The sequence below is a fragment of the Streptosporangium saharense genome (genome assembly GCF_014203715.1).
GTDB lineage: Bacteria > Actinomycetota > Actinomycetes > Streptosporangiales > Streptosporangiaceae > Streptosporangium > Streptosporangium saharense.
The window spans coordinates 299,625-324,437 of the sequence record NZ_JACHJP010000007.1 but is presented as its reverse complement, the minus strand read 5'-3'; the positions used below and the strand labels follow the sequence as shown (position 1 = coordinate 324,437).

The window sequence follows — 24,813 nt, the reverse complement described above, 5'->3', positions numbered from 1 at the left end:
CCCGTGACCTCTCCCTTGCCCTCCGTGTCGCTCACGTGCCCGAACGTAGTGAGCCGTCCCCGAGCCTTCAAGCACCGCCTCGGATTACGGCGAAGAAACCGTCAGGCGGGGGAACCGGCGTGGCTGCAGCCGCAGTCCTGGGCCGGGCGCTCACCGAGGATGCTTCCCGCGTCCCTGAACAGGCCGGAGGCCGGGGTGTGGCCGTACAGGGCGTCGGCGGCGAGCACCACGGCGGCGGCGGTGTAGGCGGAGCGCTCGTGCGGGAACCACTTCTCGTTCGTGAACTGCCAGCCGGTCCAGTAGGAGCCGTCCTCGTGCCTGAGGCGCTGCATGTCGGTGAAGATCCGCAGCGCCTCCTCCCGGTCGCCGAGGGCGTCCAGGGTGAGCACCAGCTCGCACGACTCGGCGCCGGTCACCCACGGCTGGTCGGAGACGCAGCGCACCCCGAGGCCGGGCACGACGAAGACGGCCCACTCGGCGTCGAGCCGCGCCCGCGCGGCGGGACCCCGCACCGCGCCGCCGAGGACCGGGTAGTACCAGTCCATCGAGAAGCGGCTCTTGTCGGCGAACGCCTCGGGGTGGGCGGTGAGCACGTGGGCGAGCCGGTCCGCGGCCAGTTCCCAGTCGGGCTGCGGGTCGCCGAGGCGCTCGCCGAGCAGCACGCCGCAGCGCAGTCCCTGGTGGATGGAGGCGCAGCCGGTCAGCAGGGCGTAGGCAGCGGGCCTGCCGTCCGCGGCGCGTTCCCAGACGATCTCGCCCCGGGTCGTCTGCAGCCCGACCACGAAGTCCAGCGCGGACCTGACGACAGGCCACATCTCGCGGGCGAAGCCGACGTCACCTGTGACCAGCAGCTCGTGCCAGACGCCGACCGCGACGTAGGCGGCGTGGTTGGACTCCCCGCCGCGCTCCACGGCCTGGCCGCCGACCAGCTTCATCGGCCACGAGCCGTCGACGCGCTGGGTGCGCACCAGCCAGTCGTAGCCCCTGCGCACGGGGCCGGTCAGCCCGGCGACGCCCATGGCCATCAGGCACTCGACGTGGTTCCAGGCGTCCACGTGCCCCTCGGGCCACGGGATGCCGCCGTCGGCCTCCTGTACGGCGGCGATGCTCAGGGCGGTCTCGACGACCGGCTCCCATCTCACCGGCCGCTCCCGGTGGCGGGGCCGTACGGACTCATGCGGGTTTCCGCACGTAGAGCACCACGCTCTTGCCGATGAACGGGTTCAGCAGCGTCTCGGCGATCCGGGTGACGGCCGGGCGCTTCATGATGTCCCACACCAGCAGCTCGTGGTAGGCCTTGGCCAGCGGGTGGTCGTCGTTGCCGACGCCGACCGCGCACTTGATCCACCAGTACGGCGCGTGCAGCCCGTGGGCGTGGTGGTGGGAGCCGATCTCCATGCCGACGGCCTTCAGCTTCGCGCTCAGCTCGGCCAGGGTGTAGATGCGCACGTGCCCGCCGGGGGCCGTGTGGTAGGCCTCGTCGAGCGCCCAGCAGATGCGCTCCGGCAGGAAGCTAGGCACCGTGATCGCGGCCCGGCCGCCCGGCTTGAGCACCCGGAAGATCTCCCGCATCGCGGCCATGTCGTCGGGGATGTGTTCGAGCACCTCGGCGGCGATCACCCGGTCGAAGGTGGCGTCCTCGAAGGGCATCTTCAGCGCGTCGCCGGTCACGGTCTCGCCGACGGCGCCCTCGGGCACCTCGCCCTCCTTCTCCATCGCGGCGAACATGCCCGCGACGCCTTCGAGCTCCTCGGCGTCCATGTCGAAGGCCACCACGTCCGCGCCCCTGCGCAGCACCTCGAAGGCGTGCCGTCCCGCCCCGCAGCCCAGGTCGAGGACGCGCAGGCCCGGTCCTACGGGCAGCCGGTCGAAGTCGACGGTCAGCACTTGCCGCTCCTAGTGAAGAAGGTGAAGCCGGTCACCGGGGGCGGTGGGCGGCGATGGCCTCGCGGTAGGCGTCCACGGTGCGCTGGGCCACGACACGCCAGGTGTAGCGCTCCATGACCCGTTCGTATCCCCTGCGCCCGACCTCGGCCCGCTCTTCGGGCGAGTCGAGCAGGCGGCGCAGTACGGTGGCCAGCTCCTCGGGGTCGCCGGGCGCGACCTGGACGGCGGCGTCGCCGACGACCTCGGGAAGCGCGCCGGTCCGTGAGGCGACGAGCGGGGTGCCGCAGGCCATGTGCTCGACGGCGGGCAGCGAGAAGCCCTCGTAGAGGGAGGGCACGACCGAGACCTCCGAGGTGGCGATCAGCTCGCCCAGCTCGGTGTCGGAGATGCCGTGCACGAACGTCACCCGCTCGCGCAGGGAGAGTTCGGAGACGAGCTTCTCTGTCGGGCCGCCCGGGGTCGGCTTGCTGACCACGGTGAGGTTCACCTCGCGCTCGGTGGCGAGCTTGGCGACCGCCCGCAGCAGGGTGGCCACGCCCTTCATCGGGGAGTCCGCGCTGGCCACCGCGACGATCGAGCCGGGCCGTTTGGGCAGCTCGGGTCGCGGGTGGAAGTAGCGGGTGTCGACGCCGAGCGGAATGAGCCGCATGTTGGACTGCGGCACGTTGAAGTCGCGGTGGATGTCGGCCAGCGAGGACTCGCTGACGGTCAGGATCGGGTTCAGCCTGGGGGCGACCCTGGCCTGCATCCTGACGAAGCCGTACCACCTCCTGAGCGTGAGGCGCTTGCGCAGCGGTGCCTCACGCAGCTCGATCCTGCGGTCCACGCTGATCGGGTGGTGGATGGTGCCGACCACCGGGAACAGCTTCTGGATGTCGAGCAGGCCGTACCCGAGCGTCTGGTTGTCCTGCACCACGTCGAAGTCGCCGACGCGTTTGGCCAGCTCACGGCGGGCCCGCAGGGTGAAGGTCAGAGGCTCGGGGAACCCGGCGGTCCACATGGTGCCGACCTCAAGGAGGTCGATCCAGTCGCGGTACTCGCCGAGCTTCGGGGTGCGGAAGGGGTCCTCGTCGCGGTACAGGTCCAGGCTGGGGATCTTGTTGAGGACGACCCCCTCGTCCAGCTCGGGGTACGGCTGACCGGAGAAGACCTCGACGTGGTGGCCGAGGCCGACCAGTTCGCGGCTCAGATGACGAAGGTAGACACCCTGTCCGCCGCAGGTCGGTTTGCTCCGGTAGGACAGCAACGCGACCCGCAGGAAGTCCGCATCCGGCACGGCAACCCCTTCCTCAGCCTGTCCGGAAGGGGACAGGTACCGTGAAAGATGACCTCAGTATTCGGATCTTACCATTCGGTATCTCTCTTCCACCTAATGTGGAAACGGTGCTAAAGCCACTTCTGTCGCGCGCCAACTGCGGCGTCACACCAACCGAGCGACGTTCGGTGGAACGTGTTCTAGGGTACTGGGGCCCTGAGTCGTGTCCGGCGACGGGCGTGGCGGTACATTCGCCGTCACACGGCTTTCACGAGCGAGGAGGACGCGTTGGCCAGGCGCGCGCTGATCACCGGTATCACCGGGCAGGACGGTTCCTATCTGGCCGAGTGCCTGCTCGATCGGGGCTACGAGGTCTGGGGGCTCGTCAGGGGACAGGCCAACCCCCGCGTCTCCCGGGTGCGCAGGCTGTTGCGGGACGTCGCCCTCGTCCGCGGCGACCTCCTCGACCAGGGATCGCTGATCTCCGCCGTCGAGAAGGTCCAGCCCGACGAGGTCTACAACCTGGGCGCCATCTCGTTCGTGCCGATGTCGTGGGAGCAGGCGGAGCTGACCGGCGAGGTCACCGGGATGGGCGTGCTGCGCATGCTGGAGGCCATCCGGGTCTGCTCGGGCGTCTCCTCGTCGAGGACGCCCGCGGAGTCCGGCCAGATCAGGTTCTACCAGGCGTCGTCCTCGGAGATGTTCGGCCAGGTCAGGGAGACCCCGCAGACCGAGATCACCCCCTTCCACCCCCGCTCGCCGTACGGCGTGGCCAAGGCTTATGGGCACTTCCTCACCCAGAACTACCGCGAGTCGTACGGGATGTTCGCGGTCTCCGGGATCCTGTTCAACCACGAGTCCCCGCGCAGGGGAGCGGAGTTCGTGACCCGCAAGGTCTCCCTGGGGGCGGCCCGCATCAAGCTCGGGCTCGCCGACCACCTGCGCCTTGGCAACCTGGAGGCGTGCCGGGACTGGGGGTACGCGGGCGACTACGTGCGGGCGATGCACCTGATGCTCCAGGCCGGTCAGCCGGAGGACTACGTGATCGGCACCGGCCGTACGCACACGGTCCGCGAGCTGGTCGAGGCGGCCTTCGCCGCGGTGGGCCTCGACTGGGAGCGCCACGTGGTCACCGACCGCTCGCTGCACCGCCCCGCCGAGGTCGATCTTCTGTGCGCCGACCCGAAGAAGGCCCGCGAGCAGCTCGGCTGGGAGCCCTCGGTCTCGTTCGAGGAGCTGATCGCGATGATGGTCGAGTCCGACCTGAAGCTGCTGTCGGAGGGCGGCGACCCCGACCAGGACTCCTCCTGGCCCTGAGTCCGACGGGGACCCGTCCGTGGAGACGGGTCCCGGGTGTGGTTGGTCAGCCGTTCTCGTGGCGGCGCTGGCAGTTCATGCAGAAGCGCGCCAGCGGGCGGGCCTTGAGCCGCTCGAACGGGATGCCGGAGCCGCAGCCGTCGCAGCGGCCGTAGGTCAGCTCGGCGATCTCCTTCAGCGCGGTGCGCAGGACGGAGGCGCTGCGCTCGGCGGAGACGATGTCGGCCAGCAGACCCGACTTCTCCGACACCTGGACCGAGTCGTCGCCGACCGCGGCCTCAAGCTCGGAGAGCTGCCTGGTCCACCGCATGAGCTGCCCTTCGAGCTCCTCACGGATGGAGTCGAGCTGGACACTGCTGAGGTGGACGTCGGAGATCATGGTGTTCTGGTCCTTTCTGAGGTTCGGGAAGCTCGCCAGGGCCGGTCCGGCGGGGAGGACGCGCGAGGTGTCGCAGTCGTCGCAGTGCCGGGTGTGCGGCTCCTGCCGCAGCCGCCGCAGCGCGATGAAGACCCCGCACTGCTCGCAGGTGCCGTAGACCCCGAAGTCGAGCCGTTCGATGGCGGCCTCGATCTCCGTGGCGGTCCTCGCCGCGCGGGCGGCCCGCCTGGCGGACAGGGAGACCGGTTCGTCCCCGGCCCCCGTCCCGGTCTCGGGTTCGGTCTCGGTCATGACGTCCCGCGCGGCGGCGAGCCGCTCGTGCAGGAGGGCGCGCAGCTCCTCCAGATGTGTCGTGTGACGCTGGTAGTCCTCAAGCAGCCTGCTTGTCGACCTGATGTCGCCCATGGGACATCGACTCCTTGGATGACTCACGGCGGCATGGCCATGACATGGCCGCCACCGGGAAAGCCGGAACTCGAAACGGCTGTGGAACCCCGCCCTGGCCACCGCTCGACGCGGACTCGTCGGGGTAAGGGAGAACTCGTCAGAGCAAAGCTCGTCCAAGTACGAAAAAACGGGAAAAGGCGGCCTCAAGCCGCGTGTCCCCTGTGGTCACCGTCAGACGTACGGCGGGCTGCGTGAGGTGACGGCGCGCTGGACGTCGTGCCTGGGCGCCGCGGCGGGGCCGGTCGGAAGCCAGGCCGAGGGCAGCGGCCCGGGGGCCGTGACCACGGCGCCGACCGCGAGGGAGGAACGGAGCTGTCCCGGCGTCGGCAGGTGCTCGGTCCCACCGGCGAGCAGTCTCGGGGCGGTCGACCGGGTGGCCGTGTCGGCGCCGGGAACCCAGAAGCTGGTGCCCGTGTCCGTCGGTCTCCAACCACCGGACCACGGGGAGGGGGAGACGGCCGCCATCAGGACGACGAGGAGGAGACCCACCGCCATCGCCGCGGTGGGCCTGGGTGTGCCCCACCGCGGTTCCCTCATCACCTCGACCATAGTCGACGTTCTGCGAAAGAGCACTTCACATATGGGATGGAATGCCCTTTCCATCCCGGGAAGCAGGGTCAGGCGAAGACGTCCTGCTGGTAGCGGCCCTCGGCCTCAAGCTCACGCAGCCACGCCTCGCCGTCGCCCCCGGTCCTGCCGTGGTGGATCGCCGCCAGGGCACGCCGTACGGCGGGGGCCATGTGGAGCCCGTCCCCGCAGACGTAGACGTGGGCGCCCTGTTCGAGCAGCTCCCACACCCGGTCCGCCTCGGCCGTGACCGCGTCCTGGACATACTTGAAGGGGTGCCCTTCGAGCGCGGAGAAGGCCGTGTGCATCCGGGCGATCCCGGCCTCCTGCCAGCCGAGCAGCTCGGCGCGGTACAGCCAGTCGTGCTCGGGGTGGCGGCAGCCGTAGAAGACCTCGGCGGGACCGGAGGCCCCGGCCAGGGCCCGCTCCTCAAGGAAGCCGCGCAGCGGGGCGAACCCGGTGCCGGGGCCCACGAGGACCACCGGCGTCGCCGGGTCGTCGGGCAGCCGGAACGGCGGGCTGGGCACCCGTACGTATCCGTAGAAGACGTCACCGGGCTCCAGGCCCGCCAGATAGGCCGAGCACATGCCCCGGTAGGCGCCGCCGCCCGACCACGAGGGCCCCTCGACCAGGCCGACGGTGATCCTGACCCTGCGCGGGTCGGCCAGCGGCGAGGAGGAGACCGAGTAGTAACGCGGCTTGATCGGCCCGGCCATCTCCAGGAAGACCGGCAGCGGCAGCGTGACCGCCGGGAGCCGCTCAAGCAGCGTGAGCACCGAGACCCGCTTGGCGAGGATCTCGTCGGCGTAGGAGGCCTCAAGCTCGGCGAGCTGCCCCCTGGTCCACGGGCACCCGGTGTGTTCGGCCAGCGTCGCGAGGTCGGAGCGGGTCGCGACCTCCTGGAGCTCGGCGAACTCGGTCAGCAGCAGCCCTGCGGTCACCGGGGTGTCCACGGGCAGGTGGGTCGTGCTCCTGGCGCGCAGCCGTACGACCTGGTCGCGGGGGACGTGGAGCTGACGCAGCGCCCACTCGACCAGCTCGGGGGCGTTCTTGGCGAAGACCGCGATGTGGTCACCGGCCGTGTAGGACGTGCCCTCTGGCAGTTCGGCCACGATCGAGCGGACCCCGGGCCTGGGCGCCTCGCGGGAGAAGTCCCACAGGCCGGTCGGGTCGCCGGTCAGCTCCTCGGTCGAGACCACGGTCAGCGGGACCGCCTGCGGGGAGACGACAGCGGGACGCACGTCGGCCTCGGTGAGGACGTCCATCTCGTAGCGGGGACCGGCCTCGGCAGCCGACGCGCCGTACTCCGCCGCCAGAGCCGCCCACAGCGCGGCGGTCCACGCCGAGACGTCGCCGTCGAAGTCACCGTCGGCGTCCGCCTCCCCCCGCTCCACGAGGGGTACGGCTCCCGCCGCGGTGAGCTTGTCGAAGACGCGCCTGGGGAAGTCCTGGTAGGTCGGCCACTGGGTGTTGCCGCAGCCGAGCAGCGCGAAGCGCACCCCGTCCATGGCGGGCAGGGCCTCCAGGGCGTCGAAGCGCTGGGCGTTGTCCGGCGCCTTGCCGTTGTAGGTCGAGGTGATCACCACGAGCAGCCCCTCTGAGGGCGGCTCAAGATCGTCGAGGGTGGTCAGCGTGGTCGCGAAGCCGGAGCGCCCGGCGACCTCGGCCAGCCGTTCGGCGACGTCGGAGGCGGTGCCGAGGTTGGAACCGTACGCCACCGTGAGGCCGACTCCCGTCACGGCCACCTCGACCGGCTGTTCCTGGACGGTCTCGGCCGTCTCGGCCACGCCCCTCTCGTGCGCCCTGCGCTCCCGCACCCTGAGGGTGAAGTCCTCCGGCTTGAGGGTGAGCATCTGCTTGACCTTCATCCGGTAGGCGTCCGGGTCGGAGATCGCGAACCGCTGGAGCACCATGGCCAGCGCCAGCTTCGCCTCGGTCAGCGCGAACTGACGGCCGATGCAGGCCCGTTCGCCGTTGCCGAAGGGCTTGTAGGCGGCAGGGTGGTGGCCGGTCCTGTTCTCCGGGAGCCAGCGGTCGATGTCGAACTCCTCCGGCCGCTCCCACGCCCGGGGGTTCTTGTGCAGCGGTCCCAGCAGGATGACGGCCGTCTGGTCCTTGCGCACCGGGTAGCCGCCGATCTCGGTGTCCTCGAAGGACTTGACGGCGAACGCCGGGATCGGCGACCAGCTCCGCAGCGTCTCCTCAAGGATGCGCGGGATGACGTCGAGCTTCATGATCGTGTCGTAGGTCGGGACGGTGTCTCCGGGCAGCAGCCGGTCGACCTCGGCGTAGGCCCTGGCCAGCACGTGCGGGTTGCGCAGCAGGTTGTACAGCGCGAACGACAGCAGGCCGCTGGTGGTCTCGTGCCCGGCGATCAGGAAGGTCAGGACCTGGTTGCGGATGTTCTCGTCGGAGAGCCGCTCACCGCTGCGCGGGTCGGCGGCCTCAAGCATCAGGCCGAGCAGGTCCTTGGCGCCGCTCCCGCCCGTGCTCCTGCGCCGCCGGATGACGTCGTCCACCAGGTCCTGCATGACCTTGATGTCGGACCGGTAGGCCGTCTCCTGCTTCTTCTTGAGCTTCGTGACGAAGGGGAGCTGCCGGTTGCGGAGCATCGCCTCGGTCAGCGTGCGGCCCATCGCCTGCAGGAAGGGATGCAGCTCGGGTGAGTCGAAGGAGTTGAACCGGTAGTCGAACCCGGTGAGGGAGATCGTGTCCAGGGTGAGCCTGGTCATGTCGTCGGGGACGTTGACCTCGTCGGAGACCGCCCACTTGTCGACGAGGTTGCGCGCGACCTCCAGCATCTGCGGGAAGTAGGCCTTCATCGAGCGCTGGCTGAAGGCGGGCATCAGGATGCGGTGCGCGTGGCCCCAGACCGGCTCGTCGTGGCGGGCGGTGAACAGCCCGTCGCCGCCGAAGTCGCGGACGATGGACAGCGGCGGGTCGATGCCCTTGTAGAAGCGCGTCTCGTCGCACAGCTCGGCGACCAGGTCGGGGCCGTAGACGAACAGGACCTTGCGGCCGAGCAGTTCGAGCTGGAAGAGACCCTCCTCCCGGTACTCGGCGGCGAGCTTCTCGAAGTGCGCGTCGGGCGAGTGCGCGGGGACCTGGAGCGTGTTGCCGAGCAGTGGCAGCCCCTGGGGGGAGGGGATGGAACGCGTCGCCGACATGCGGACTCCTCCTTTACCAGGCGGCATCCGGAACCGCCAGCCATACACCGTATGTCTCAAGCTACCATACGGTGTATGGCAGTGAGCGCGCGAAGGGGACAACCCCTGACAATCCAGGAGATCTACACGGCTGTTCTGCGGATGGTGGGCGAAGGCGGGGTCGAGGGCCTGTCCATGCGGAAGCTGGCGGCCGAGCTCGACGTCAACCCGATGTCGCTCTACCACCACGTGGAGAGCAAGGACGCGCTGCTGCGCGGAGCCTGTACGGCCGTCGCCCAGGGACTGGCGCTGCCCCCCGACGACGGCACCCCCTGGCAGGAGCAGCTACGCGCGCTGGCCCACGCCTACCGCTCCATCGCGCTCTCGCACCCGGCCCTGTGGTCCTACGTCAACAGCCACCCCGACCTCGTCGAGCAGGAGGAGGGCATGTGGGTGGTCTTCAACCGGGTCCTGGTCGCCGCCGGAGTCCCCGCGGCGGAACTGCTGCGGATCCGCACGGTGCTCTACACCTTCGTCTCCGGCCTGCTGACCGCCGAGGCCGTTGGCCTGCTCGCCGAACTGGACCCGGCGGGGGACGCCGAGACCACCTTCGACGCCGCCGTGGATCTCATCCTGGACGCGCTGGAGGCCCGCGCCACCTGAAACCTGTCACAGCCGCCCGCTAGTGTCCCTGGAAAAGGCCCTTGTGAGAGACACGATTCCGGGGAGCGCACGGTGACCGTGCTCGCCACACCGCGTGCGACGGAGCTGGAAGCCTCCGTCGAGCAGCTCGTCTACGTCCGCGACGACGAGTACACCGTCGCGCGGATGAGCACGGACGACCCCCGGGACGGCCCGGCGAGCTTTGTCGCCTCGGGGCGGGCCCTGGCCGGGGTGCAGCCGGGCGAGACGCTCAACCTGACCGGCGAGTGGGACGAGCACCCCCGCCACGGCAGCCGCCTGCTGGTCACGCGGTGCGAGCGGGTCGTCCCCTCGACCGTGCGCGCCATCAGGCTCTACCTCGGCTCCGGCCTGGTCAGGGGCATCGGCCCCCGCCTGGCCCACGCCATCGTCAGCCACTTCGGCGAGCGGACGCTCACGGTCATCGACACCGAGCCGGAACGCCTCACCGAGGTCGTCAACATCGGCGTGACCCGGCAGGCGCAGATCGTCCAGGCGTGGGCCGAGCAGAAGGCGGTCGCCGAGCTGATGGTCGTCCTGCAGGGCTTCGGGATCAGCCCGCTGCTCGCGTCCAAGATCTACCAGGTGTACGGCAACGACGCCCGCGAGGTCCTCACCACCGATCCGTACCGGCTGATCGGCCAGGTCAGGGGCATCGCCTTCCACACCGCCGACCGCATCGCGCTGCGTTCGGGGGTGCCCGAGCACAGCCCGCGCCGTCTCCAGGCCGCCGTGCTCGACCGCCTGGAGACGGCCGCCGCCCGCGACGGTCACTGCTACCTGCCGCTGACCGTCCTGCTGCCCTCCGCCGCCGCCCTGGTCGAGCAGGAGGAGGAGTCCGTACGGCGGGCCGTCGACGCGCTGGCCGCCGAGCGCGCGGTCGTCGTCGAGGAGTCACCGGCGGGGCCGGGGCTCGTGGCCTACGCCAAGGAGCAGCACGGCCGCGAGGTCGCGTTCGTCTCGCACCTGGCCAGGCTGCTGCGGGCCAGGTCGACGCTGCCGCTGCGGCCCTTCCCCGACGACGGGGACCTGCAGGAGGACCAGCGGGCCGCGGTGAACCTCGCGTTGACCAGCACCGTCTCGGTCCTCACCGGTGGCCCCGGCTGCGGCAAGAGCCACACGGTCCGGGTGGTCGCGTCGACCGTGCGGGCGATGGGCGGCAGCGTGACCCTGACGGCGCCGACCGGCAAGGCGGCCAAGCGGCTGTCCGAGCTGACCGGCCTGCCCGCGATGACCGTGCACCGGATGCTCGCCCAGCGGCCCGACCCCGAGGAGGGGACCCTCTTCCAGCGGCTGCCGACCGAGGCGGACCTCATCGTCGTGGACGAGGCGTCGATGCTGGACCTGCAACTGGCCACCCGCCTGGTCGCGGCGATCCCCACGGGCACTCACCTGTTGCTGGTCGGCGACGGCGACCAGCTCCCCAGCATCGGCCCCGGCAACGTGCTCGGCGACCTGCTCGACGTCGAGGAGGTCCCGCGCGTCCGGCTGACCCACGTCTTCCGGCAGGCCCAGGACAGCGGCATCGTCCGCGCGGCCCACCGGATCAGGTCGGGACGGCTGCCCGACCTGCCCGGCGGGGGCGGCTTCTGGTTCGAGGAGCTGGACGACCCCGAGCGGGTTGCCGACCGGGTCGTCCACCTGGCGACCGAGGCCATCCCCCGCAAACAGGGCGTCGGCGGCGACAAGGTGCAGGTGCTGTGCCCGATGCGCAAGGGCGCCACCGGCACGGCCGAGCTCGGCCGCAGCCTCCAGGAGCGCCTCAACCCCGCACGCGAGGGTACGGCGGAGCACTGGTCGGGGCCGTCGGTCTTCCGGGTCGGCGACCGGGTCATGCCGATCCGCAACAACTACGACAAGGGCGTGTTCAACGGGGAGACCGCGACCGTCACGGCGGTGCTCCCGCAGGACCGGGTGCTTGAGCTGCGCACCGGCGACGGGGAGGCCGTCCGCTACACCTTCGACGAGCTGGACGAGCTGACCCACTCCTACGCGATCAGTGTGCACCGCTCCCAGGGCAGCGAGTATCCCTTCGTGGTCGCGCCGATCGTGGCGGAGGCCGGGGGAGTGATGCTGCGCAGGGGCCTGCTCTACACCCTGGTCACCAGGGCGAAGGCGTGGGTGGTCCTGGTCGGCCAGCGCGAGGCGCTCGAACTGGCCGTGCGCCGCCTCGGCCCCCGCCGCAACACCGGCCTCGCCCTGCGCCTCGCGCTGAGCCTGCGCTCCTGAGGGATACGGCGACCGCCGTACCCCTCAGAAGACTCAGGTGAGCGTGACCGGCAGTTCCTTGATGCCGTTGATGAAGTTGGAGCGCAGCCGCCGGGCGGGACCCGCCTGGGCCAGACGGGGCAGGCGCTCGGCGAGGACCTCGAAGAGCACCCGGAGCTCCATCCTGGCCAGGTGGTTGCCGAGACAGAAGTGGGCGCCGCCCCCGCCGAAGCCGATCTGCGGGTTGGGGGTGCGGCCGATGTCGAAGACCTCGGGGTCGGCGAACACGTCCTCGTCCCGGTTGGCGGAGCCGTAGAACACCACGACCTTGTCGTTCTCCCTGACCTCCTGCTCGCCGATCACCGTGTCGGCGGTCGCCGTACGGCGGAAGAGGTTGACGGGGGAGACCCAGCGGACGATCTCGTCGGCGGCCGGGGCGGCGAGCGCGCGGTCGGCCAGCAGCCGCCTCCACTGCTCGGGGTGCTCGAAGAATGCCAGCATCCCGCCCGAGGCCGCGTTGCGGGTGGTCTCGTTGCCCGCGACCACGAGCAGCAGCACGAAGAGGTCGAACTCGTTCTCGTCGAGAGTCTCCCCGGTGACGTCCGGCAGGAGCAGCCGGGTGGCGAGGTCCTCGCGGGGGCGCTCGCGCCGCTCGGCCGCCAGGGCGTTGGCGTAGGCGTACACCTCGGCCGCCGCGGCCTGACCCGCCGAGGGGCCGGAGGAGTACTCGGGGTCGTCGGCGCCGATCATCTGGTTGGACCAGTTGAAGATCTTGTCGCGGTCCTCGACGGGGGCGCCGAGCAGCTCGCAGATCACGTAGAGCGGCAGCGGGGCCGCGATGTCACGCACGAAGTCCACGGTCGGCAGGCCGGTGACCTCGTCGAGAAGTTGGTGGCAGATGTCGCGGATGTGCTGTTCGAGCGCGCCGATCATGCGCGGGGTGAAGCCCCGGTTGACCAGGGAACGCCGCCGGGTGTGCTCCGGCGGGTCCTGGTTGAGCATCATCAGCCGCTGGAGCTCGCGCTGCTCCTCGGGCATCTCGTCGAAGAGCGCGAGCCTCCTGCTCGACGAGAACAGGTCGGAGCGCCGTGACACGTGCACCACGTCGGCGTGCCTGGTCACCGCCCAGAACGGCGGCCAGCCCCGGTCCGGCTCGCCCTCGTGCAGGTAGACGGGCGCGTTGGCCCGCAGCCAGCGGAACTGGTCGTGGGGCGCGCCGTCACGCGCGTAGACGTCCTTGTCCACAAGATTGATGTCCATCGAGTCCCTCCTAGGGCGAACCGTACGTGTATCTCTCCTGTGGTGCGGCGGCCTCCCGGCAACGCGGACCGGTTGCCTCAACGAGGACACAGCGTTCCCGTCCGGTCAAGCCGACGCCGGGGGAGAGGAGGGTCTCCGAGATCCGGGGGCGACCGTTCTTGGGAGGTTCCCGCGGCTCAGCCGATCGGACCCGCCCAGCGGTCGACGAGGCCGTCCCGCTTGATGATGAAGCCGCGTTTCACCGGCAAAAGCGTCATGGTCGTCTCGATCGCCCTGATGCCGCTCAGCCCGCCGATCTCCCTGAGAATCTCGTAGAGCTCCGACCGGCCGGGGACGGCCACCTGGGCCACGAGCTGGTGGTCGCCCGCGACCGCCAGGACGTATCTCACCTTCGGCATCCTGGCCAGGGCGTGGCCGACAGCCTCGACCTCCCGCTCCGCGACCCGCAGCCAGAGCGCGGCCTCGATCGGCAGCCCCAGGTAGGCGGGCTCGATCTCCGCGCGGATGCGCAGGATGCCCCGGCGGAGCAGGGAGTCCAGCCTGCGGCGGGCTGTCGACTCGCTGATCCCGGTGGCCGCCGCGATCTCGGCGTGGGTGGCCCTGCCGTCCGCGGCGACCGCGGCGATGATCCGCTCGTCCTCGGCGGAGGGGGTCTCACCGGCGCGCTGGAAACGCTCGGGCAGCGGCGTCCACTGTTCGAGGAGTCCCTCGACCTCCTGCGGGGTGAGCACGTCCACGTGCCACTCCTGGGGAGTCTTGAAGTAACGCAGCGCGGGATAGGTCGTGCTCTCGACCACCCCGTCGATCGCGGGGATGTCCCGGAAGATCAGATCGACCAGCGCGTCGTCGGCCACGCACAGCTCGGCGGTGCAGTCCGCGGAGCCGGAGACCAGCGAGACGAACCGCGTTTGGGGCAGCTCGGCCAGCGCGGTGCCCACGTCGATCACCGAACCGGGCCGGCAGCGCAGCCTCAGGATCGCCGAGCCGATCCGGCGGTCGTCGACCACCCCGACGACGGACAGGACGCCCGCCTCCGTCAGCCGGGTGGCCCGCCTGGCCACGTTGCGGGTCGACTCGTCCAGCACTCTTCCGATGCGATCCCAGGTGGCGCGTCCGTTCACCTGAAGGGCGGCCACCACCCGTAAGTCAGCTCCATCGAGTGGCTGCATGGGGGTTCATCCTCGTCGTCGGGGGATTGTTCCGCCCCAAGAGTACGGCTTTGTGATCTTTTATGATGCGATATCCGCTCAGGCGAGCACGCTACGAAGCCACTCCTCGACTCCGGCAACATGGACCATGGCCCAGGCACGCGCGACCTCGGGCTGGCGGGCGGCGATGGCCTCGTAGATCGCGGTGTGCTGCTCGCGCGTCCTGGTCAGGGCGTTCTCCCTGGTCAGGGCCCGCCAGAGCCTGGCCCGGGTGGTCGGTCCCGACAGGCTCTCGATGAGGGAGCACAGCACCGCGTTGCCCGATCCCGCCGCGATGCGCCGGTGGAACTCCAGGTCGTTGGCGGTCAGCTGCTCCACGCTCGGGTTCTCCGGCAGCCGGGTGAGGATCTCGTGCAGCTCGGCGATCTCGGCCTCGGTCATCCGGGTGGCGGCCATCGCGGTCGCCTCGGGCTCCAGGATCCGGCGGACCTGGAAGAACTCCAGCGCCGTGTCGTCCTGGTGGAAGTCGACGACGAACGCCATCGCGTCCAGCAGCAGACGAGGCTCAAGGCTGGTCACGTAGGTGCCGTCGCCCTGCCGTACGTCCAGCACGTTGATCAGCGCCAGCGCGCGGACCGCCTCGCGCAGGGAGTTGCGCGACAGACCGAGCCGCTCGGCCAGGTCCGCCTCCTTCGGCAGCCTGCCGCCAGGGGGGATCTCGCCCTCCAGGATCATCTGCTTGATCCTGTCGATAGCGGTGTCGGTGACCGCCACGCCTCACCCTCCCTGGGCACGCTCAGACATCGGATGTCTATGAGTGTACGGCGAAGCGCACCATATCTCCCTTGGGGGCACGGCGGACCTGTCCCCGCACCTCAAGGGCGCGAAGGTGGGCGGCGGCCTCGGCGGCGGCCAGACCGCGCAGCATGGAGGGCAGGTCGTCCCAGGGGCGCTTCCAGGTCATCCTGGAGGCGATCTCCCAGATGGTGAGGGGCTCGCCCGCCTCGGCCAGCAGGGTGGTCAGGGCGGTGAGCTTCTCCTCGTGGTGCGTGCCGATCTCCCGCGCCCGCCCCGCCGTGTCCTGAAATATCCACTCATGGGCGGGGAGGGCTTCGAGCGTCCCCAGCCCCGCCACCTTCTCCAGCGAGGCCAGGAAGTCGCCGAGCGGGTCCATGTCGGTGCGGTCGTAGGGATAGATGCCGATGTGCGGGGTGATGCGCGGCAGCACGTGGTCCCCGGTGAAGAGCCGGTCGGCGTCCTCAAGGTGCAGGCAGATGTGGCCCGGGGTGTGCCCGGGAGTCCAGACGGTGCGGAGCCTGCGCCCGGGAAGATCGACCAGGTCGCCGTCGCCCAGCGTCCTGTCCGGCGTCGCGGGCGGCTCGGGTCGGTAGGCGGTCGCCGCCTCGACCTCGGCGGCGCCCGCCCCGGCCCGGCGCAGCATCCCGGCCCGCTCGACGCGCCGGACGCTCTCCCCGGTCTCGTGCATGGACCTGATCAGCGCGGCGTCGGCCTCGTGCATGGCGATCCACGCCCCCGACTCCTGCCGCACCTGACCGGCGAGCCCGGCGTGGTCGGGGTGGAAGTGGGTGACGACCACGCCCCTGACCTCGCGGATGTCCATGCCGGCAGCGGCCAGCCCGTCCCGCAGGGCGAGCCAGGCGTCGGGGTGGTTCCAGCCCGCGTCGACCAGCACCGGCCCCGAGGGGGACTCGAGCGCGTAGATCAACGTGTATCCGAGGGGGTTGCCGGGGATCGGCACGGGGACGCTCCACACCCCGCCGCCGAGGTCGGTGGGACGCTGTTCGCTGTACGGCCTGCGGAGGGATTTCAACGGTGACGCTCCCTGTCTGTCGGCGCCGTCCCGGCGGCTCCCACGCCCTCGGGCGCACCGCTCCAGAACGTTAGTCTGTTTCGCCTCGCCTGCGACAGTAACGCGTTCCACCTCTCACGGCGAAGGCGGGGTGGGGAAATCGGCGAGCAGCCTGGTCGCGGTGATCTCCAGATGGCGCTGGACCTGCTCGTAGGTCCGCTGCCCCCTGAGCATCGCCAGCAGCTCGTGCACCCAGACGCTCGCCAGCGATCCCGCCAGGACGCGCTGCTCCTCGCTCGCCGTCCGCTCGTCGAGGTCGTGCCCGGAGACGCGCAGCAGCAGGCCGGTCACGCGCTCGGCGAACGGGGTGTCGATCTCGGCCATGATCAGCGAGCGGACGAGGGCGTCGGCCAGTTCGGGCTCGCGCATCAGGCCGCGGGTCGCGCGCATCAGCACGTCGACGGCCCGTCCCGAGGGGGTGGAGGTGGCCGGTGGTCTGCGCTCGATGCTGCTCTCAAGGAGGTCGATCTCGTCGCTGACGACCGCGACGACCAGGTCCATCTTCGAGGGGAAGTAGCGGTAGAGCGTGCCGAGGGCGACCCCCGCGCGCTCGGCGACCGTGCGCATCTGCATGGCCTCGACGCCGCCTCTTGAGGCCAGGGCCGCGGCCGCCTGGACGATGCGCCTGCGCCGCTGGTGCTGACTTCGCGCGCGGACGCCGCTCGGAGCCGGTTCGCTCTGCATGCCGGGTGTCCCCTCGCTCGTGGCCGGTCCTGTGCCGCTCGTGGCGGGGGTCTCGCCGGGGCGCGGGGCGAGCGGGGAGCCCGTGGCCGCATGCGGAGTACGCATGAGAACACGTTATCTGATCTTCGCCCGCTTCGTTGGGTTACCCGTCAGTTACGGGGGATCTCTGTCCGCACATGTCACACGTGTTATGACAACATGCCGTCATCGTGGGCCCGGTATGGGCCGGGATGAAAAATGGAATTGGTTCTACTCGGGGGTGTGATGGCCCTCGGGTACTGGATTTTCGCCCGGAGGAGGGGAAAAACCAGCCCGACATCCGCGAGCCGTACCCTCCGGAAGGCGGGCCAGGGGGAGGGGCCGCCCTCTTCTGGAAAGGTTTGCCGGGGCGGACACCGGAACCCGGAACATACCGGGGGTGGCCGTTCCCGCGCCGCTCGGGCCGCCGGGCCGTACGGCGTGACACCTCGTGGGGACACGGCGGTCACGGCGGGGACCCGCGGCCTCGCCGTGTGCCGTGACCCCCGGCGCCGGGGCGTGATGGTAACTGCCGGAAGGTGCGTGGGCGGTGGCGGTGTCGTGGACCGCCCACCTGAAGGAGTGGGTATCGGTATGCCGTTGTGTGTGACGTACCGCCAGCAGGACGACGAGTCGGCCCGCAGGAGTGGGCCTCCTGAGGAGGGGACGGCCGTCGGGACCGTCCTGCCCGGCGCGACGATAGCGCTGACCCCGTCCGCGACCACCCTGGCGACGCCCTCGACGGCGGACATCACCCCGCTGCGCCGTACCCCCCTTGAGGGGCCCGCGGGAGGACCGCTCAACATCCTGACCACGATGGGGCTCGTCGAGCGGTACGTCACCGACTGGGCCGGTCCCGAGGCGCTGGTCCGCGGCATCAACGTCAAGCTCGGCCTGCCCGCCCAGACCGGGGAGACGCTGGTCCTCACCGGTACCGTCGTGTCCCGCGAGGGCGAGGAGTTCACGGTGCGGGTCCTGGGCGCGGTCGGCCCCGGGGAGCACGTCTCCGGCACCGTCCGCCTCGCCTTCCCCGACCACTGAGTACGGCCGGGCGTCAGGGCGTCAGCGGGGTGGGCATCGCGAAGAAGACGAGCATCGCGATCGCCACGCAGATCAGGCAGATCACGAAGCCGAACAGCTCCCACGCCCAGTCGTGACGCTGCTCGCCCCGCCTGACCCGCCCGCGCCTGCGGCGCGGCCTTCCGGTCGTGCGCGACGGGACCTCGACGGCGTTCCCGATGGCCTGTGCCTCGTCGGAGAGGGGGGCGGGCGCCACGGCAACGGTGTCGTCGCCGGGCGTGTCCGTCTCCTCCGAGCTCGGGTCCGGCCTCTTCGCGTGCCGGGCGCGGTCGCCGGGGGTGCCGAGCTCGTCGGCCCGCAACGGCCAGCCGGGCAGTGCGGGCCGTACCGCCTCGGGCTCGGGGAGAGCGGGGACTGCGGCGGCCAGGTCCTCGGCCCGCAGCGGCCAGCCGGGCAGCGCCTCGGCCTCGTCGGGCGGGGCCGTCTCCCTGGGGGCCGCGGCGACCAGTTTGTCGGAGTGCCGCCCCGGCCTCGGCTCCGGGGTGAACGGCTGGAACAGGTCCTCGGCGCCGCCCTCCCGAAGGGGCGCGGGCGCGTCGTCGAGCACGTCCCCCGGGATCGGGGCGGCCAGCGGCTTCGCCCCACGAGGCTTGGGCCGCTGGAGCTTGCGGCGGGGAGTGCGCGGGACGATCTCGTCGAGCGCGTTCAGCACCGAGTCCTTGAGCCTGGGCATTGGCTCGGTCGTCGCCTCGTGCGCGGAGACGACCTCGGGGTCGGGCGCGGAGAAGGGGTCGGGGAAGCGGTCCGGCGTGGTCGTGGCCGGGAAGAAGTCCGCGGGGGAGAACGGTGGCGGCAGCTCGGGCGCGGAGAAGACACTCGTGCTGGTCAGGGCGTCGGTCTCGGCGAGCGGCAGCGGCCAGGCCGGGGGCGTCGGCCACAGCGACCTGAGCGGCACCGAGGAAGTGGACGCCGGAGCGGGGGGAAGCGCCCTGGGGCCGGGAAGCCCGAGGACTGCCGCGCGCAGCACGGGGGGAAGGACACCCCACGGGGCACGGACGAGCACGTCCCTGATCGGGGCCACCCCGAGCGCGCCGAAGGCGTCGGCCAGGTGGGCCGGGACCCTGGCGGAGGCCAGGGCGAGTTCGAGGGCCTGGGCGAAACGGCGGCAGGCGCTCACCGTCAGCTCGTCGGCCGTGTCGGCGGCCACGTCGAGCACCCAGGACAGCTCGGCGGTGTCCATCTCGCACACGCCGGACAGGTACAGCACCTCGCGCTGGTGCGGGCGCAGGTCGCGCAGCACCCGGTCCACGAAGAGGGAGACCGGGTCGGTGCCGGGCTGCGGGGCGGCGTGGACGACGTCGCGCTGGTGGATCTCACGGCGGGCGAGCGCGTACAGCGCGGCGCGCGGCGGCTGCGCGGCGGAGAGGGCGTCGGGGGAGGGGACGGCGGCGAAGACGGCCGCCAGCGCCGTGGCGGCTGCTCCCGGATCACCGAGCTGGTCGTGGCAGTAGGCGAACAGCCCGGCGGCATGCGTGTCATAGAGCTCGGTGATCAGTTCGCCGCGCGAGCGCTGACCGAGGATCGGTTGGTTCACGAGACCGGTTCCTCTGGGGTCGTGGTGAGGAGCGTGGGCGAGAAGCCCGTGGTGCGTGTGACTGGAGGGGTCGATGTCCACGATATGGGTAATCGTGGTGAGACGCCGAGATTCTGGGCACTATTGGGCGCACTTTTGCTCGATATCTCATGACTCTGGGCGACGCGATCCGGGGGGAGCGGGTCGAATGTCGGAGGACCACCGTAGGCTGTCGGTCGGACAGATCATGGGGCAGTTGTGGCAGGGGGGCCGCGGCCCTGCCGAGAAGCATGAGGTTGCGCATGATCACATTTGACGAGGTCACCAAACGCTACGCGGACGGGACCGTGGCCGTCGATCGACTCACCCTCGAAGCACCCACCGGGGAGATAACGGTCTTCGTCGGTCCCTCGGGATGCGGCAAGACCACCTCGCTCCGCATGATCAACAGGATGATCGACCCCTCGGAGGGCCGCGTCCTCCTCGACGGCGTGGACGTCACGACCATCGACCCGCCGACCCTGCGCCGGGGCATCGGCTACGTCATCCAGCAGGCGGGCCTCTTCCCGCACCGCAAGATCGTCGACAACGTCGCGACAGTCCCCTACCTGCTCGGCTGGGACAAGAAGAAGGCCCGCGACCGCGCCATGGAGCTGCTCGAACGGGTCGGGCTCGACCTGAAGCTCGCCGGGCGCTACCCCTTCCAGCTCTCCGGAGGCCAGCAGCAGCGCGTCGGCGTCGCCCGCGCACTGGCCGCCGACCCGCCCGTGCTGCTGATGGACGAGCCGTTCAGCGCGGTCGATCCCGTCGTGCGCACGAGCCTGCAGGAGGAGCTGCTGCGGCTGCAGGCCGAGCTGAACAAGACCATCGTCTTCGTCACCCACGACATCGACGAGGCCGTCAAGCTCGGTGACCGGGTGGCCGTGCTGCGCGTCGGCGGCCACCTCGCCCAGCTCGACGACCCCGCCACCCTCCTGTCCAGGCCCGCCGACGACTTCGTCCGCGAGTTCCTCGGCCGCGACCGGGGCATCAGGCGCCTGTCGTTCGTCTCCGGCCACGAGGTGGGGCTGCGCGCCGACCTCACCGTGCCGGTCTCCACGGAGACGGCCGGACTGCGTGACACGGCCGAGCCCTGGCTCGCGGTGCTCGACGAGGACGGCAGGCCGCTCGGCTGGGCCAGGACCGATGACCTGCCCGCCTCGGGGACGCTGGCCGGCGTGCCGCTGGCGCCGTACGGCACGTTCGACAGGGGCCGTGACTCGCTGCGCGCCGCGCTGGACGCGACACTGCTGTCGCCCTCGGGGTGCGCGATAGCGGTCGACGACGCCGGGCGCGCCGAGGGCGTGGTCACCCGCGAGGCGCTGAGCGAGGCGCTCGACCGGGTTGCCGGGGGCGCCCATGCGTGAGGAGCCGCTGGTCCGCTGGGACTGGATCGGGCGCAACTGGCCCTCCATCCAGTCCCTGCTTGAGGACCACGTCGTCATGTCGCTGGTGCCGATCGTCGTCGGGCTGCTCGTCGCCCTGCCGCTCGGGCTTGCCTGCGTCCGCTGGCGCGGGATCTACCAGCCGACCATGAGCCTGATGAACGTGACCTACTCGCTGCCCTCGCTGGCCGTCTTCGTCATGCTCATCCCGGTCACCGGCCTGGCCACCAGGGCGACGGTCATTGTTCCCCTCGTCTTCTACTCGCTGGCGGTGCTGATCCCCGCGGTCGTGGACGGGCTCGGCTCGGTGCCCGACCACGTGCGTCAGTCCGCGGTCGCCATGGGCTTCACCCCGCTGCGCAGGCTGCTGCTGGTCGAGCTGCCGATCGCGGTCCCGGTGGTGCTCGCCGGGCTGCGGGTGGCCGCGGTCTCCAGCATCAGCCTGGTCAGCGTGGGCGCGCTGGTCGGCAGGGGCGGCCTCGGCTACCTGTTCATCGACGGCTGGCAGCGGCAGTTCTACACCCCGATCATCGTGGGCGTGGTGCTGGTCGTGCTGCTGGCCGCCATCGCGGACGCGCTGCTGGTGCTGGCGCAGCGGCTGCTCACACCCTGGTCGCGGGCGAGGGGGACTGCGTGAACTGGCTTGTCGACTTCTTCGGCGACCCTGCCAACTGGTCGGGTCCCGACGGCATTCCGGTACGGCTGACCGAGCACCTGCAGTTCTCCACGGTCGCGTTGCTGCTGGCCATGCTGGTCGCGCTGCCGCTCGGGCTGTGGATCGGGCACACCGGCAGGGGAGCGCTGCTGGTCGTGCTGAGCGCCAACGCCGCCCGCGCCCTGCCCACACTCGGCCTGCTGGTGCTGGTCGTGCTGCTGGCCGGTCTCAGCACCGACCTGCCGGTGCTGATCCCGCTGGTCGCGCTGGCCGTGCCGCCCATCCTCGTCAACACCTACGAGGGCGTCAGGGGCGTCGATCCCGACCTGCGGGACGCCGCGTACGGCATGGGCCTGCGCGGCGGCCAGGTCCTCGGGCGGGTGCTGGTGCCGGTCGCGCTGCCGCTGATCCTGCTGGGCCTGCGGCTCGCGGCGATCCAGGTGGTCGCGACCGCGACCGTCGCGGCCTTCGTCGGCCTGGGAGGGCTCGGGCGTTACGTCGTGGACGGCTTCGCGACCAACGACTACCCGCGCACGCTCGGCGGGGCGGTGCTCGTGGCCCTGCTCGCCCTGCTCGTCCAACTCGTCTTCGTCCTGATCCAGAGACTGCTGGTCTCACCGGGGGTGAGGCGGCGCAACGCCGTACGGTAATGTCTCCTTTACCTCCCGCCATAGAAGGGAAAAGCACGATGAAGCGCCTTTTCAGCACCGTGGTGGTGGCCCTCACCGCGGCGCTCACACTCAGCGCGTGCGGAGGTGGTGACCCGCTCACCAACACCTCCCCGACCCCGGCCGACTCCGGGGCCGCGTCGTCGTCAGGGGGCGGCGGGAGCAAGAAGGTCGTCGTCGGCTCGGCCAACTTCCCGGAGAACGTCCTGCTCGCCGAGATCTACGCCCAGGCTCTTGAGGCCAAGGGCGTCCAGGTCGAGAAGAAGCTCAACATCGGCAGCCGCGAGGTCCTCTACGAGCAGGTCAAGGGCGGTGGCCTGACGATCCTGCCGGAGTACATCGGCTCGCTGCTCGCCTTCGTCGACAAGTCGACGACCGCCAAGAGCAAGGAGGACATCCTCGCCGGGCTCAAGGAGAAGCTTCCCGCCGAGCTTGAGGTCCTCGAACCCGCCGCCGCGGAGGACAACAACTCGCTGACCGTGACCAAGGAGCTGTCCCAGAAGGTGGGCCTGACCACCATCGAGGACCTGGTCAAGGTCGCCAAGGGCTACACCGTCGGCGGTCCGCCGGAGTTCCAGGCCCGCCAGGAGAAGAACTTCAAGGACACCTACGGCCTGGAGTTCAAGGAGTGGAAGAAGACCGGTGACGCGACCGCCGACGCCATCAAGGACGGCACGATCCAGGTCGGCAACGTCTTCACCACCGACCCCAAGGTCATCATCAACGGCCTGATCTCGCTGCAGGACACCAAGCACGCCTTCGGCGCCGACAACGTCGCGCCCCTGGTCAACAAGGCCGGGGTTGACGAGACCGTCACGAGCACGCTGAACGCGGTCTCCGCCAAGCTCGACACGGCCGGTCTGCTCACGCTGATGAAGCGCGTCTCGATCGACAAGGACGACGCCGCCACGGTCGCCAAGGACTGGCTGACCCAGAACGGCCTCGCCTCCTGATCCACGGCCCCCGTCATCCGGCCCGTACCGCCCCGCGGTACGGGCCGGGTGCCGTTCTCGGGATGATTGCCCCATGAACGAGTTCGTCGAGGCCATGGGACAGGTGCCGACCGCCGTGACGGTCATCACGGTCAAGGATGACCGCGACGACGTGGGGGCGACCGTCGGCACCTTCACCTCGGTCTCGCTCGATCCGCAGCTCGTCATGGTGAGCATGGACAGTGGCGGCTACCTCAACGAACTGCTGCTGCGCCGCGACCGCTGGGCGGCCAGCGTGCTGTCGTCGGGGCAGAAGGCCATCGCCAGCCGGTTCGCTACCGCGGGCCGTCCCGGCGCCCGGCTCCTGCTGGCCGGGACCCCGCACCACCGGGGCGCGCTGAGCGAGGCGCTCGTCGTGGACGGCGGCGTCACCGCCCTGGAGGCCGAGACGCTCAAGGTCGTCCCCGCCGGGGACCACACCCTCTTCGTCGCCAGGGTCCTGGCCGTCGACTACGTCACCCCCGGTCTTTCCCCTCTCGTACGGCTGCGCGCCCGCTACCGCCCGGTCGGCGAGTCCACCAGATAGGCCAGGGCGGCTCCCTGGGTCGTGTCGATCTGAGGGACGCTCGTTCGACCTATGGGTGCGAGGGCCGAGAGGCGGTCCCGCCTGACGAGGAGGACACGATGGCGAAGTACCTGTTGATCATGCGGGGCACCGACGAGTCGAACGCGGCGATGATGGCCGACATCGACGAGCTGATGGCCACGACCCGCACCTTCATCGAGGAGACGATCAAGGCGGGCGTTCTCCTCGCGGCGGAGGGGCTGGACGACCCGGGCCAGGGCGTCGTCGTCGACTTCAGCGGCGAGACTCCGGTGGTCACGGACGGGCCGTACGGCGAGACCAAGGAGCTGTTCGGGGGTTTCTTCCTGCTCGACGTCGCCTCGAAGCAGGAGGCTGTCGAGTGGGCCAAGCGGGTCCCGGTGGCTCGCGGCGCCAAGATCGAGATCCGACGGGTGCCCGGGGACGACGAGGCCCCGCGGGCTTAGACGGTCTCAGGGGGCCGTCATGTCGCGCAGGCCCGCCTCCATGACCTCGACAAGCTGGGTGAGGCCGTCGATGATCTGGGCGCGCTGCTGGGGGGTCATGCCGCTGAGGAGGCGCACCTCGACGGCGAGCTGCTGGGGGAAGAGCGTGTTCACGACCTCGCGGCCCTCGTCGGTGAGGCGGACCAGGGCCGTCCTGCGGTCGGCGGGGTTGGCGGTGCGGCTGATGTAGCCCCGCCGTTCCAGCTTGGCCAGGGTCTTGCTCAGCGCGGCGGGGGAGCGGCTCATCTTTCTGGCGAGCTGCCTGGCGATCGTCGGCTGCTCGGTGTACCGGAGGATCAGCAGCACGTCCAGCTCGGGAGAGGTCACCGAGGCGCCGTCGAAGAGCGGTTCGACGGCCAGGTCGAGCAGTGCCTGGACCCGTTTCAGCGGGCCGACGACCTCCATCGAGGAGGTGTCGAGTCCGGGGTAGGCCTGCCGCCATCGCTCGTACACGTGGTGGGAGGGGGCTTGCATGAGCCCTCCAATTCGTTAACCTGTAAACTACTGATATCCGTTAACTAGTTAACTACCTGTTGCCGATGTCGCCCATCGTAGCGGCACCGCCTCCCCCGGTGGCGAGAAAGC

The 24,813-nt window shown here is 70.6% G+C and carries 23 protein-coding genes; 10 read left to right on the top strand and 13 right to left on the bottom strand.

What is annotated here, in order from left to right; all coding sequences use genetic code 11:
- Window positions 1-101 precede the first annotated feature (101 nt).
- The 3 genes from FHS44_RS28965 to FHS44_RS28955 are packed head-to-tail and all read right to left on the bottom strand — an operon-like array spanning window position 102 to window position 3,163.
- Window positions 102-1,142, bottom strand: a complete 1,041-nt coding sequence (locus FHS44_RS28965) for a prenyltransferase (protein WP_184720322.1) — start codon at window positions 1,140-1,142, stop codon at window positions 102-104.
- Window positions 1,143-1,173: 31 nt separating this feature from the next.
- On the bottom strand, window positions 1,174-1,887 hold the full coding sequence (locus tag FHS44_RS28960) for a class I SAM-dependent methyltransferase (RefSeq protein WP_184720321.1): 714 nt from the start codon (window positions 1,885-1,887) through the stop codon (window positions 1,174-1,176).
- 31 nt (window positions 1,888-1,918) lie between these two features.
- Complete coding sequence (locus FHS44_RS28955; protein ID WP_184720319.1) at window positions 1,919-3,163, bottom strand: glycosyltransferase family 4 protein; 1,245 nt, start codon at window positions 3,161-3,163, stop codon at window positions 1,919-1,921.
- A 267-nt stretch (window positions 3,164-3,430) separates the two neighbouring features.
- On the opposite strand from FHS44_RS28955, the gene FHS44_RS28950 reads away from it, so the two are divergent.
- Window positions 3,431-4,459, top strand: coding sequence for a GDP-mannose 4,6-dehydratase (locus tag FHS44_RS28950; RefSeq protein ID WP_184720317.1), 1,029 nt, complete (start codon window positions 3,431-3,433; stop codon window positions 4,457-4,459).
- A gap of 46 nt (window positions 4,460-4,505) precedes the next feature.
- Here FHS44_RS28950 and FHS44_RS28945 read toward each other — a convergent pair whose 3' ends face one another.
- From FHS44_RS28945 to FHS44_RS28935, 3 genes are all read right to left on the bottom strand, one after another.
- Window positions 4,506-5,243, bottom strand: a complete 738-nt coding sequence (locus FHS44_RS28945) for a TraR/DksA family transcriptional regulator (protein WP_184720315.1) — start codon at window positions 5,241-5,243, stop codon at window positions 4,506-4,508.
- A 213-nt stretch (window positions 5,244-5,456) separates the two neighbouring features.
- Complete coding sequence (locus tag FHS44_RS28940) at window positions 5,457-5,822, bottom strand: hypothetical protein (RefSeq protein WP_184720313.1); 366 nt, start codon at window positions 5,820-5,822, stop codon at window positions 5,457-5,459.
- Between the two features lie 80 nt (window positions 5,823-5,902).
- The gene (locus tag FHS44_RS28935; RefSeq protein ID WP_184720311.1) at window positions 5,903-9,019 is read right to left on the bottom strand and encodes a bifunctional cytochrome P450/NADPH--P450 reductase; all 3,117 of its coding nucleotides are present in this window, start codon (window positions 9,017-9,019) and stop codon (window positions 5,903-5,905) included.
- 75 nt (window positions 9,020-9,094) lie between these two features.
- On the opposite strand from FHS44_RS28935, the gene FHS44_RS28930 reads away from it, so the two are divergent.
- Entirely contained in the window at window positions 9,095-9,661 is a 567-nt protein-coding gene (locus FHS44_RS28930) for a TetR/AcrR family transcriptional regulator (RefSeq protein WP_184720304.1), read from the top strand.
- Window positions 9,662-9,733: 72 nt separating this feature from the next.
- Complete coding sequence (gene recD2 / locus FHS44_RS28925) at window positions 9,734-11,908, top strand: SF1B family DNA helicase RecD2 (protein WP_184720302.1); 2,175 nt, start codon at window positions 9,734-9,736, stop codon at window positions 11,906-11,908.
- A gap of 33 nt (window positions 11,909-11,941) precedes the next feature.
- Here recD2 and FHS44_RS28920 read toward each other — a convergent pair whose 3' ends face one another.
- The 5 genes from FHS44_RS28920 to FHS44_RS28900 all read right to left on the bottom strand — a co-directional run bounded on the left by FHS44_RS28920 (window position 11,942) and on the right by FHS44_RS28900 (window position 16,849).
- On the bottom strand, window positions 11,942-13,147 hold the full coding sequence (locus FHS44_RS28920; protein WP_184720300.1) for a cytochrome P450: 1,206 nt from the start codon (window positions 13,145-13,147) through the stop codon (window positions 11,942-11,944).
- A 176-nt stretch (window positions 13,148-13,323) separates the two neighbouring features.
- Window positions 13,324-14,316 (bottom strand): Lrp/AsnC family transcriptional regulator, encoded by a 993-nt coding sequence (locus tag FHS44_RS28915; protein WP_513767268.1) that lies wholly within the window; start codon window positions 14,314-14,316, stop codon window positions 13,324-13,326.
- A 78-nt stretch (window positions 14,317-14,394) separates the two neighbouring features.
- Window positions 14,395-15,069: a FadR/GntR family transcriptional regulator gene (locus FHS44_RS28910; protein ID WP_184720295.1), complete on the bottom strand. Its 675-nt coding sequence runs from the start codon at window positions 15,067-15,069 to the stop codon at window positions 14,395-14,397.
- A 37-nt stretch (window positions 15,070-15,106) separates the two neighbouring features.
- On the bottom strand, window positions 15,107-16,126 hold the full coding sequence (locus tag FHS44_RS28905; RefSeq protein ID WP_184720293.1) for an MBL fold metallo-hydrolase: 1,020 nt from the start codon (window positions 16,124-16,126) through the stop codon (window positions 15,107-15,109).
- A gap of 114 nt (window positions 16,127-16,240) precedes the next feature.
- The gene (locus tag FHS44_RS28900; protein WP_246436230.1) at window positions 16,241-16,849 is read right to left on the bottom strand and encodes a TetR family transcriptional regulator; all 609 of its coding nucleotides are present in this window, start codon (window positions 16,847-16,849) and stop codon (window positions 16,241-16,243) included.
- A 624-nt stretch (window positions 16,850-17,473) separates the two neighbouring features.
- Between FHS44_RS28900 and FHS44_RS28895 the strand changes: the two genes are divergently transcribed.
- Complete coding sequence (locus tag FHS44_RS28895) at window positions 17,474-17,908, top strand: hotdog family protein (RefSeq protein ID WP_312863847.1); 435 nt, start codon at window positions 17,474-17,476, stop codon at window positions 17,906-17,908.
- A 13-nt stretch (window positions 17,909-17,921) separates the two neighbouring features.
- On the opposite strand, the gene FHS44_RS28890 is transcribed toward FHS44_RS28895, so the two are convergent.
- Entirely contained in the window at window positions 17,922-19,481 is a 1,560-nt protein-coding gene (locus FHS44_RS28890) for a hypothetical protein (RefSeq protein WP_184720289.1), read from the bottom strand.
- A 281-nt stretch (window positions 19,482-19,762) separates the two neighbouring features.
- Here FHS44_RS28890 and FHS44_RS28885 point away from each other — a divergent pair, with 281 nt between their 5' ends.
- The 6 genes from FHS44_RS28885 (at window position 19,763) to FHS44_RS28860 (ending at window position 24,189) form a co-directional block, all read left to right on the top strand.
- Window positions 19,763-20,866 (top strand): ABC transporter ATP-binding protein, encoded by a 1,104-nt coding sequence (locus tag FHS44_RS28885; RefSeq protein ID WP_184720287.1) that lies wholly within the window; start codon window positions 19,763-19,765, stop codon window positions 20,864-20,866.
- Complete coding sequence (locus FHS44_RS28880; RefSeq protein WP_184720285.1) at window positions 20,859-21,521, top strand: ABC transporter permease; 663 nt, start codon at window positions 20,859-20,861, stop codon at window positions 21,519-21,521. Before FHS44_RS28885 ends, FHS44_RS28880 begins: the two co-directional genes overlap by 8 nt.
- Window positions 21,518-22,189, top strand: a complete 672-nt coding sequence (locus FHS44_RS28875; RefSeq protein WP_184720283.1) for an ABC transporter permease — start codon at window positions 21,518-21,520, stop codon at window positions 22,187-22,189. The genes FHS44_RS28880 and FHS44_RS28875 overlap by 4 nt, the downstream gene beginning before the upstream one ends.
- Window positions 22,190-22,227: 38 nt before the next feature.
- On the top strand, window positions 22,228-23,160 hold the full coding sequence (locus FHS44_RS28870; protein WP_184720281.1) for an ABC transporter substrate-binding protein: 933 nt from the start codon (window positions 22,228-22,230) through the stop codon (window positions 23,158-23,160).
- Window positions 23,161-23,233: 73 nt separating this feature from the next.
- Window positions 23,234-23,725: a flavin reductase family protein gene (locus FHS44_RS28865; protein ID WP_184720279.1), complete on the top strand. Its 492-nt coding sequence runs from the start codon at window positions 23,234-23,236 to the stop codon at window positions 23,723-23,725.
- A 98-nt stretch (window positions 23,726-23,823) separates the two neighbouring features.
- A complete protein-coding gene (locus tag FHS44_RS28860) occupies window positions 23,824-24,189 on the top strand; it encodes a YciI family protein (RefSeq protein ID WP_184720277.1) in 366 nt (121 codons plus the stop codon).
- Window positions 24,190-24,195: 6 nt separating this feature from the next.
- On the opposite strand, the gene FHS44_RS28855 is transcribed toward FHS44_RS28860, so the two are convergent.
- Complete coding sequence (locus tag FHS44_RS28855; protein WP_184720275.1) at window positions 24,196-24,702, bottom strand: MarR family winged helix-turn-helix transcriptional regulator; 507 nt, start codon at window positions 24,700-24,702, stop codon at window positions 24,196-24,198.
- Between the last annotated feature and the right edge of the window lie 111 nt (window positions 24,703-24,813).